The organism is Clostridium sp., from assembly GCF_036639235.1.
GTDB lineage: Bacteria > Bacillota > Clostridia > Clostridiales > Caloramatoraceae > Clostridium_AB.
Genome location: NZ_JAVWJB010000047.1, coordinates 1 through 10256 on the forward strand (window position 1 = coordinate 1; position 10256 = coordinate 10256).

General features: G+C 34.5%; 10 protein-coding genes and 1 other annotated feature. All 10 genes read left to right on the forward strand.

Annotated features, from left to right (window positions below; genetic code table 11):
• Positions 1 to 199 precede the first annotated feature (199 nt).
• Positions 200 to 432: a binding site (T-box leader), on the forward strand.
• Between the two features lie 47 nt (positions 433 to 479).
• The 10 genes from RR539_RS09300 (at position 480) to gdhA (ending at position 10130) form a co-directional block, all read left to right on the forward strand.
• A complete protein-coding gene (locus tag RR539_RS09300) occupies positions 480 to 1793 on the forward strand; it encodes a dicarboxylate/amino acid:cation symporter (RefSeq protein WP_332474498.1) in 1314 nt (437 codons plus the stop codon).
• Between the two features lie 172 nt (positions 1794 to 1965).
• On the forward strand, positions 1966 to 2733 hold the full coding sequence (locus tag RR539_RS09305; RefSeq protein WP_332474499.1) for a sulfite exporter TauE/SafE family protein: 768 nt from the start codon (positions 1966 to 1968) through the stop codon (positions 2731 to 2733).
• Positions 2734 to 2861: 128 nt separating this feature from the next.
• Positions 2862 to 4244, forward strand: a complete 1383-nt coding sequence (locus tag RR539_RS09310) for an MATE family efflux transporter (protein ID WP_332474500.1) — start codon at positions 2862 to 2864, stop codon at positions 4242 to 4244.
• A 96-nt stretch (positions 4245 to 4340) separates the two neighbouring features.
• Positions 4341 to 4727, forward strand: coding sequence for a hypothetical protein (locus tag RR539_RS09315; RefSeq protein ID WP_332474501.1), 387 nt, complete (start codon positions 4341 to 4343; stop codon positions 4725 to 4727).
• 109 nt (positions 4728 to 4836) lie between these two features.
• Positions 4837 to 5232, forward strand: coding sequence for a bleomycin resistance protein (locus RR539_RS09320; protein WP_332483722.1), 396 nt, complete (start codon positions 4837 to 4839; stop codon positions 5230 to 5232).
• A 57-nt stretch (positions 5233 to 5289) separates the two neighbouring features.
• Positions 5290 to 5940, forward strand: a complete 651-nt coding sequence (locus RR539_RS09325; RefSeq protein ID WP_332474503.1) for an FMN-dependent NADH-azoreductase — start codon at positions 5290 to 5292, stop codon at positions 5938 to 5940.
• Positions 5941 to 6032: 92 nt separating this feature from the next.
• Entirely contained in the window at positions 6033 to 6998 is a 966-nt protein-coding gene (locus RR539_RS09330; protein WP_332474504.1) for a zinc ribbon domain-containing protein, read from the forward strand.
• 87 nt (positions 6999 to 7085) lie between these two features.
• A complete protein-coding gene (locus RR539_RS09335; protein WP_332474505.1) occupies positions 7086 to 7706 on the forward strand; it encodes a YARHG domain-containing protein in 621 nt (206 codons plus the stop codon).
• 42 nt (positions 7707 to 7748) lie between these two features.
• Positions 7749 to 8558: an N-acetylmuramoyl-L-alanine amidase gene (locus tag RR539_RS09340; RefSeq protein ID WP_332474506.1), complete on the forward strand. Its 810-nt coding sequence runs from the start codon at positions 7749 to 7751 to the stop codon at positions 8556 to 8558.
• Positions 8559 to 8786: 228 nt separating this feature from the next.
• Positions 8787 to 10130, forward strand: a complete 1344-nt coding sequence (gene gdhA, locus RR539_RS09345) for an NADP-specific glutamate dehydrogenase (protein ID WP_332483721.1) — start codon at positions 8787 to 8789, stop codon at positions 10128 to 10130.
• Positions 10131 to 10256: the final 126 nt, after the last annotated feature.

Below are 10256 nucleotides of genomic sequence, written 5' to 3' on the forward strand. Positions count from 1 at the left end.
TTTTCTTTTTTAATCCTAGTGAAGTAGTGGGTTAATGTAGAAATAATTAATGGGAAGTATTTACTTATAAGGCTTTATTAATATATTAAGTATAGAAGTAGTCTATTGTATAGTCTACACAAAGTTGAATTTTCTATAAAAAGGATATTGACTATAATTCTCACTTGTATTATGATTTAATCATATCAAAAACATAGGATATAAAGTTATGAAGAGGGAAAGTAAATTTTAGAAGTTATCTCAGAGAGGGCTAGTTGCTGTGAATGCCTATAAGGACTTTAATTGAAGTGCCCCTTGGAACTTAAGGGTCGAAACTAAGTAGATTTTTATGGGTGCCACCATTATATGGCTAGGGTATTATATGTACCTGAACTGAGATAGGCTCATGCCTAAATAGAGTGGAACCGTGGAAGTATACCTTCTGCCTCTGTGTATAACAGAGGTAGAAGGTTTTTTTATATTTAAAGGGAGGTATTAACATGAATACAAACATTATTTTTGCAGTTATTTTATCAATTTTATCATTTTTCATTGTTTATTTTGTAAACAAGAAAACAGGGAAGTTTGCTTATAGTGTGCTTACTGCTATGGGTCTTGGACTTGCACTTGGAGTTATTTTTAAGGAGAATGTAGGGTTCCTATCAGTTGTTGGTAAGGGGTATATGTCATTAATTAAAATGATTGTAGTACCACTTATAGTTACTTCACTTATAGTTAGTATTATTAGACTTAAGGATATTAAAACTCTTAGAACTATAGGGGTTAAGACAGTAAGTATATTACTTATTACGACTGGTATAGCAGGTGTTATAGGGCTTGTTATAGCAAATGCACTTAACTTAGGAGTAGGTCTTACTATTCCAGCAGGTGTTGAATTTGCAGCTAAGGAAGTTCCACCTTTCTCAAAGGTATTTATAGATATGCTACCAGCTAATCCTTTAGCTTCAGTAGTGGATAATAAGATTATTCCAATTATCATATTTACTTTATTTGTTGCAGTTGCACTTCTTATTGAAGATAGAAGAAAGCCTGAGAGAGTTAAGGTTTTCAAGGACTTTATAGAAGGTGCATATGCAGTTGTTAAGAGAATTACAGCTATAGTTGTTAGCTTTATACCATATGGAGTTGTGGCTCTTATGGCATCTGTTGCTTCAAGTAGTGGAGCAGATACTATTCGCTCACTAATCCTAGTTATAGTTAGTGTATATATTGCAGCTATAATTCAACTACTACTAGTTTATACACCACTTGTTGCGGTATTAGGTAGAATGTCACCTATTAAGTTTTTTAAGGGTATATTCCCAGCACAGGTACTAGCATTTACTAGTCAAAGTAGCTTTGGAACTTTACCTGTAACTATAAGATCACTTGTTGAGAGAATTGGAGTTTCAGAAAAGGTAGCAAGTTTCGTTGCTCCACTAGGTTCAACTGTTGGGCTAAACGGATGCGGTGGTTTCTACCCAGCTATTGTTGCAGTAATGGTAGCTAATATGTTTTCAATTGAACTTTCATTAACTTCATATGCTGTAATCGTATTTACGGTTATTGTTTCATCAATTGGTATAGCAGGGGTTCCGGGTTCAGCTATAATGTCAACAACAGTTGTACTTTCAGCAGTTGGGCTACCTATTGAGGGAATTGCACTAGTACTAGCAATTGACCCAATTTTAGATATGGCTAGAACAGCTATAAACGTAACAGGAGCTTCAACTACAGCTTTAATAGTAGATAGAACTACAGTGCTTGAGGATGCAATAGTAGTTGAATCAGATGACAAGGTTATTGCAAACTAATCAAAGTTAAGGTTTAAATATAAGGGCAGTTTAAGGGCAGGTTATCTATGATAGCTTGTCCTTTTTAATATAATGACTTTTATTAAATCCTAAAAAAGGAAAAAACTATAGAAACCATGCCTATAATAAGTATATAATTTCTATGGAGATTATTTATTTGTAGGAGGATAAAATGTATTCATATGAGATAATGCTATTAATAATTTGTCCACTTGTCTTTATTGCAGGGTTTATAGATTCTATTGCAGGAGGGGGAGGACTTATATCCATGCCTGCCTATGTTATAGCAGGAGTGCCAGTTCATGTAGCTTATGGAACTAATAAGTTTGTAAGCAGTATAGGAATGAGCGTTGCAACATTTAAGTACTTTAAAAGTGGAAATATTAAGTTGAAGCCAGCACTTATATCAGCAGTAGGGGCCTTAATAGGTTCAGGAATAGGCGCATATATTGCGATTTTACTTGATGAGAAATATCTTAAATACTGTCTAATTATAATTCTACCTATGGTAGCTGTTTTTCTTCTATTTAATAGGGGATTCGGAAATGAGTCTAAGGAAGTAGACAAGCCGCTCAAGGTGATAATACCCTTATGTTTTGTTATAGGGTTTGTGCTTGGGGGCTATGATGGGTTCTTCGGACCTGGAACAGGAACCTTCCTAACTATAGCTTTTACAACATTTTGTGGGTTTAATATTATTACTGCTTCAGGTAACACTAAGGTTGTTAATTTAGCATCTAACCTGGCAGCATTATTTGTTTTTATTATTAATGGTAAGGTGTGGTACGCAATAGGAATTCCAGCAGCTATTTGTGGAATGGCAGGGAACTATCTAGGAGCAAGTCTTGCTATTAAAAATGGTGCTAAATTCATTAAACCAGTAATAGTATTAGTAATAGTAGTGTTGTTTGGTAAAATAATAATGGACTTTGTAGGGTAGATTTTTCATGTTGAAATAATATTTCTACTATGATAAAATTCATATAAGTGACCACTTTTAACTGTTTTTTGGAACCAAAATAGTTAAAAGTGGTTTTTTTATTGAAAAATTTTTAGAGGGGTGTAAAAATGAGTAAAGCAGAATTAGCAAGTCTTACTGAAAACAAAATGGGCACGAAGCCTGTGTTTCCATTACTTATGACAATGGCTTTCCCAGCAATGCTTTCAATGCTTATCCAGTCGTTATACAACATTGTTGATAGTATGTTTGTTGCGAGAATAAGTGAAGAGGCACTAACAGCAGTGTCACTGGCATTTCCTATCCAATCATTTATTATAGCTGTATCAGTAGGTACAGGGGTTGGGTGTAACTCCCTAATATCAAGAAAACTAGGTGAAGGACTTCGAGATGAGGCTAATAGCGCAGTAACCCATGGACTTATACTTGCAGCAATATCATCAGTTGTATTTATTATATTCGGAATGGTTTGTTCAGAGCCATTTATTAGAATGTTTACAGATTCAGAGAATGTTGTTCAGCTTGGTACAAGCTATACTTATATAGTTACGATTTTCTCATTTGGATCACTAATTCATATAACAATCGAAAAAATACTTCAAGCTACAGGAAGAATGATTTATCCTATGATATTCCAAGCAGTTGGAGCTATTATAAATATTATTCTAGACCCAATATTAATCTTCGGTATGTTTGGTATGCCAGCTATGGGAGTAAAGGGTGCAGCTATTGCAACAATAATAGCACAGATAATATCAATGTCTATGGCACTTTTAACCTTAATATTTGCTAAAAACGACGTTAAGATAAAGATTAAGTCATTTAAGTTTAAGATGAAAATGATTAAGGATATATATGATGTAGGATTCCCTACAATTGTCATGTATTCACTAGGTTCACTACTAATAGTAGGTGTTAATGTGATCCTTATTAAGATTTCTGAGGTTTCAGTTGCATTCTTTGGAGTTTACTTTAAGCTTCAACAGTTTATATTTATGCCTGTTAATGGGCTTATTCAAGGGGCAATGCCTATTATGGGGTACAACTATGGAGCGAAAAACCGTAAGAGACTTATGGAGACACTTAAGTGGAGTCTAATAGTTTCAACAATTATAATGGCCTTTGGTAACTTTATATTTGCTATGTGGCCAGAGTTTTTCCTAAGACTATTTGATGCATCAGATAGAATGCTTGAAATAGGTAAAACAGGAACTATAATAATCAGCTTTAGTTATATTGCAGCAGGGGTAGCTTTTATGTACTCAACACTATTCCAGGCAATAGGTAAGGGTGGATATAGTCTACTTATAGCCCTACTTAGACAGGGAGCAATAATACTTCCACTAGGGGCATTCCTATCAATTAACTACGGACTAATTGGATTCTGGATAACATTCCCCATAGCAGAAATAATATCAGCAATAGTTTCAGTAGTGCTGTATAAAAAGGTTGCAAGGGAAAATCCTGTGTTCTATGAAAAACCCTCAGCGTAAACCTTACTAAACTTAAGTTTTTTGTAGCATTGTGAAGAATATTGAATATTATATATAAGTGTGTATTTTAAAATAATATAATTAAGGAGTTAAAATATGATTGAAAAACTATCACTTTCAGTTGACCTTGATTTACTTTATGACACAGAAACAAGAAGCTTCACAATATCAAGGTGCGACCCAGTAGTTAAAGTTAAGGATGAGCCTAAGGAAGAAGGAATCGTAAAAATGGTTAGAACCCTTAAGGCATCAGAAATTAACTACGGAATAATTACCCTAGGCTCAAAATCTCCAATTGCAGAGGTTATGCCACTTAACAAAGACATAAAGGTAGTCTATAAAGGAGAAGAATTTGAGGGACATTCCCACAAAACTTCAGCGGGAAGAATAGACAGACTATCACCACTTGTTAAGAAGTTCAAGGTAGGTAAAACAATTGAACTTGAATACAATGTAAAAGAGAATACACTAAACATCCTATAAAAGACCCAATTTTGGGTCTTTTATTTATTACAACAATAATTATTAGGTTGGAGAATTATATTTAGTATTGATATAATTTTTAATATATGAATATGAAGGGGGATATACTATGAAGTTTAATGCTTTAGTTCCTGAAATGTCAGTTAGGGATATTGATATTTCTAAGGATTTTTATTTAAATATAATTGGCTTTAAGTTAGAGTATGAAAGAGTTGAGGATAGGTTTGCCTTTCTGTCACTTGGTGAGGCTCAGTTAATGATTGAGGAAATCGGTGATGGTTGGTATACAGGGGATATGGACTATCCCCTAGGTAGGGGGATTAACTTTCAAATAGGAGTTAGTGACGTTGAAAGTATTTATAGCAGGGTACTTAGTGCAGAAATATCATTGTTTCGCGATATTAAGGTTAATTCATATGATACAAGTAGTGGGGTAGTTCAGGATAAGGAGTTCCTTATTCAAGACCCTGATGGTTATCTTTTAAGGTTTTCACAGCAGTTATAAGGTATACTCACCGTTTAATTTGTCCATACTAAAGATAATTAGAATGGAGGGATTATTATGCCTAAGTTACTTTATATTACTGTTAATTCTAAGCCTGAGGAGATGTCTGCTAGTAAGACTGTTGGTAGGGCTTTTGTGAATAGGTTTCTTGAGCTTCACAGCGACTTTACTATGGAGGAGATTGACCTTTATGAGTGTCATATTCCACGTCTTGAGTATCAGTACTTTGAGAAGCGTAACTGTATGATTAGGGAAGATGCTTTTCATACTTTAGATCAGGGTAGTCAGGAAGAGGTTCATAAGATAGTTAAGTTAACTGACCAGTTTAAGGAAGCTGATGTATATGTTATTGCAGCTCCTATGTGGAGTCTTTCTTTCCCATCTCCACTTAAGGAGTATTTAGACTGTATTATTATGGACGGTAAGACTATTAGTATTTCTGAGGACAAGGTTCAGGGACTTCTTGGCGATAAGCTGCGTAGTATGGTATATATCCAGTCTTCAGGAGGTAAGATTCCATGGCTTTTAGGGCCTGTTCTTAACAAGGGTCTTAATTATGTTGAAGATATTGTTAAGACCATGGGTGTTAAGAGATTTGAGAAGCTTTTAGTTGATGGTACAGGAACTACTGACCAGGAGAGAATTGAAGCTATTAACAGAGCTAAGGACAAGATAGATATGACTATTAGAGAGGTTTGGAGGGATTAGCCCTAGGACTTAATACATTATTACAATATAGATAATTTACCCCTCCTATGTTAATATATAACGGATATTATATTTAATAAGGAGGGGTATTTATGTTTTGCTCAAATTGTGGATTTAAGCTAATTGAAGATGCAGTTTTCTGTGATAATTGTGGAGACAAGGTTGAAGCTCAAGGTAATAGAGAACCAATTAATAATTATAATAATAACTACGAGAATACCGCTAAGTTTTCAGCTAATGATATTAAAGCAGAAGTAAAAGCCAAAGCTGAGGTAGAAGTTAAATCAGAAACGAAAGCTGAAGCAGAAACAGAAATCAAAACGGAAGCTAGTCAAGCTGAAACTAATAATGACAGCTTCTCAAATACTATTAATATGGATGGCATTAAAGAAAAGTTCAAAAAAGGAACAGAGGAGATTAAGAATTCAGGTGTGTTTAATACAATACTTAATCTAATTAAGTCTCCAGTATCAACAGGAAATAATATTGTTCGTGACTTTGCTTATCAAGAGATGGCTATACTTACATTAACACTTCTAGGAATCAGTTTGTTAACAACTATAATAACTTTAACAACAGTTAATAGCTCTTATTTTGGATTTGATTTTAGATTCTTATTTGAGACTATTTTTAGTAGATTTGTTATTGGGTATATTGTTTTATATATTGTAAATATTATTATTTGTGGACTTATAACAGGTATGTTTATGAAGGTTTCAAATGGACAAGATGTTGTAAGAAAGGGAATTGGAGTTGCGGTTACAATTACTGCTATTTCTTCATTAATTTCAGTTATTGCATGTGTTCTAATGATAGTTTCATTTGGACTAGCTATGGTTGTTATAGTAGTAGGAGCACTTGTTTGTATGAACCTATACTTTACTTTGTTTAGGGAAAATACTTTAACTTCAAGTGAAGCAGGTTTAGTATTACCTGTAATTTCATTTATATTATTTACTTTAATTACAATGCTTATATCAGCTGAGTTTATGTCTAGACAAGCTGTTAGTGGTATTTTAAATATTTTTAATATGATAGATATGTATAATATATTCTAATAGGTTTAAACTATTATAGCCTTCCAGTAGCTTATTTGGAGGGCTATAATATTAAAATTATAATATGTTTTTTATAGGAGGGATATAATGTTTTGTGGTAAGTGTGGACGTAAAAATAGAGAGGAGTCTAAGTTCTGTACAGAATGTGGGAACCCTATTAATAAGTCAAGGTTACAGGAAGAAAAGATGGATCCTACAAAACCATCTAAGAAAGCTGCTAATAAGGATAAGGGGAGTAATAAGGTAGTCATAGTAGTAGGAGTTATTCTTGGAATCATAGCTGCATGTATTATTGGGTACTATTCTGTTATGTCAGGGATGGAGAAGCCTAAGCAGGAGAGTAAACCTCAGATTCAGGGAAGTAATTCTCAAAACACAAATAAGCCAGCAGATCCGGTTAATCCTAAGGTAGGTGAAGTTGATTTAGCAGCTAAAACAAACCCAAGTGGATATATTGCTAAGGATAGTAATGTTAAGGTTTTAGATAAGGGTGAACTTGGAAAGTTAACAAGAGATGACTTAGGACTTATTCGTAATGAGATATATGCGAGATATGGATTCATATTCAAAAGCCCAACATATGAAGAGTATTTTAATAGTAAGACTTGGTATACTCCTAATAGTAACTTTAAGGGTAACGATTCAGATCTTAATGAAATAGAGAGGCAGAACATATCAATTCTTAAAACAATAGAGGGAATAGAGTAGAGAAGAGATTAGAGCTTTGAAGCTTATTATAAGGTATTAGTAATGAAGAGAATATTTAGTTTAATAATAGCTGTGATTCTTCTTGTATCCTGTGGAGTAAAAAGCGAAGAAACCACAGTAAAGAAACCTAATAAACAAGAGGGTCAAGGAGACTCCCAAAGTATTACGGATATAAAGGATGGTAAGTTTTTAGAGACTTATAATTCTAACTATATAATTTGTATAGACCCAGGACATCAGGAGAAGCCAATGCTTGATAAGGAGCCTGTTTATCCAGGCGCAAGTATTAAAAAGTACAAGGTCTCCCCAGGTGCAACAGGTGTTTCAACTGGGGTTCATGAGTATGAACTTACACTTCAGGTTTCCCTTAAGCTTCGGGATATGCTTATAGATAGGGGATATAATGTTGTTATGACTAGGGAAACCAACAATGTATCTATTAGTAATATGGACAGAGCTTATATTGGAAACAATGCAAATGCAGATCTAGTTGTTAGGGTTCATGCTGATTCTAATCCCTCATCATCTGTAGAGGGAAGTACGATTTTATATCCAGTAGGGGAGCATACTGCTGCTATATCAGATAAAAGCCTTGTTGCTGCTACTATTATGGAAAAGGAATATGCTAAGGCAACAGGTGCTAAGTCGAGGGGACTTATGCCAAGAAGTGATATGACTGGATTTAATCATTCAACTGTTCCAACCATAATTGTTGAAATGGGATTTATGTCAAACCCTAGTGAGGATAAATTAATGTCTACTCCAGAATATCAAGCAAAAATTGTTAACGGTATTTATGGTGGAATTGAAAAACATTGTGAAACTATTAACAAACAAAATATGCAAAACTAATAATAATAAAAGGTACTATAGAGTTTATTAATAATAAGCTTGAAATAGTGCCTTTTTTGTATGTTAACTTCCAAATTATAATAATAATTATGGAAAAAATGGAATATAATCTTAGGACTTAGTAGTATAATTTTAAAAAATATGAAATTTTTAATATTTTAACTTGCAAAAAATTGATTTAGAGCCAAAAGTTTATTATAATAAATGGTAGAAAAAGGGGGCTTGATTATGAATAATTATGTTCAAGAGGTATTAAATAAGGTTAAGGAAAGAAACTCATATGAGCCAGAATTCTTACAAGCTGTAGAGGAGGTTCTAGTTTCATTAGAGCCAGTTATAGAAAAGAATCCACAGTACATAGAGGAAAATATCCTAGAGAGAATGTGTGAGCCAGAAAGAGTTATATCTTTTAAAGTTCCATGGGTAGACGATGCTGGTAAGGTTAACGTTAACCGTGGATATAGGGTACAATTTAATGGAAGCATAGGACCTTACAAGGGGGGACTTAGATTTCATCCAACAGTTAACCAAAGTATACTTAAGTTCCTAGGTTTCGAACAAATTTTCAAGAACTCACTAACTGGTCTTCCAATTGGTGGAGGTAAAGGTGGTTCTGACTTTGACCCAAGAGGTAAGTCAAACGGTGAGATTAGAAGATTCTGTGAAAGCTTTATGACTGAGCTTTACAGACATATTGGACCAGATGTAGACGTTCCAGCTGGAGATATTGGAGTTGGTGGACGTGAAATCGGGTACCTATATGGTCACTACAGAAGACTAAGAGGTGCATTTGAAAACGGTGTTCTTACAGGTAAGGGAATTTCATACGGTGGAAGTCTTATAAGACCAGAAGCTACAGGATATGGAGTTACATATTTCTGTGAAGAAATGCTTAAGCACGAAGGTGATACTATAAAGGGTAAAACTGTTGCTGTATCAGGTTTCGGTAACGTTGCTTGGGGAGTATGTAAGAAGGTTTCTGAACTTGGAGGTAAGGTAGTTACACTATCAGGACCAGATGGATATGTATACGATCCAAACGGAATTTCAGGTGAAAAGATTGAATTCATGCTAGAAATGAGAGATTCAGGTCGTGACAAGGTTCAGGACTATGCAGATAAATTTAAGGTTGAATTCATCAAGGGAGAAAAACCTTGGGGAGTTAAAGTTGACATAGCTATGCCATGTGCAACTCAAAACGAAATTGGAATGGTTGAAGCTCAAAAGCTTGTTGATGCAGGTGTTAAATACCTTGTTGAAGGTGCTAACATGCCAACATCAAACGAAGCAATTAAGCTACTTCAAGATAGTGGAGTTCTTATAGGACCAGCTAAGGCTGCTAATGCAGGTGGAGTTGCTACTTCAGCACTAGAAATGACTCAAAACAGTATGAGACTTTCATGGAGTGAAGCGGAAGTTGATGAAAAGCTTCATGGAATTATGGTTAATATACATAAGAATGCAGCAGATGCAGCACTAGAATATGGTTATGGTTATAATCTAGTTGCAGGAGCTAACATCGCAGGCTTCCTTAAGGTAGCGTCTGCAATGTCATCCCAAGGTATCTACTAGGAAAAATCGCCTGGTTTGGCGGATTTCTTCGTTGCTGAAAGGGCTACAAAATCCTCACGTACATTAGTACGCTGCGGTTTTGTAGCCCTTTCGCGCCTTGAACTCCACTCAAACCAGGCGATTTTT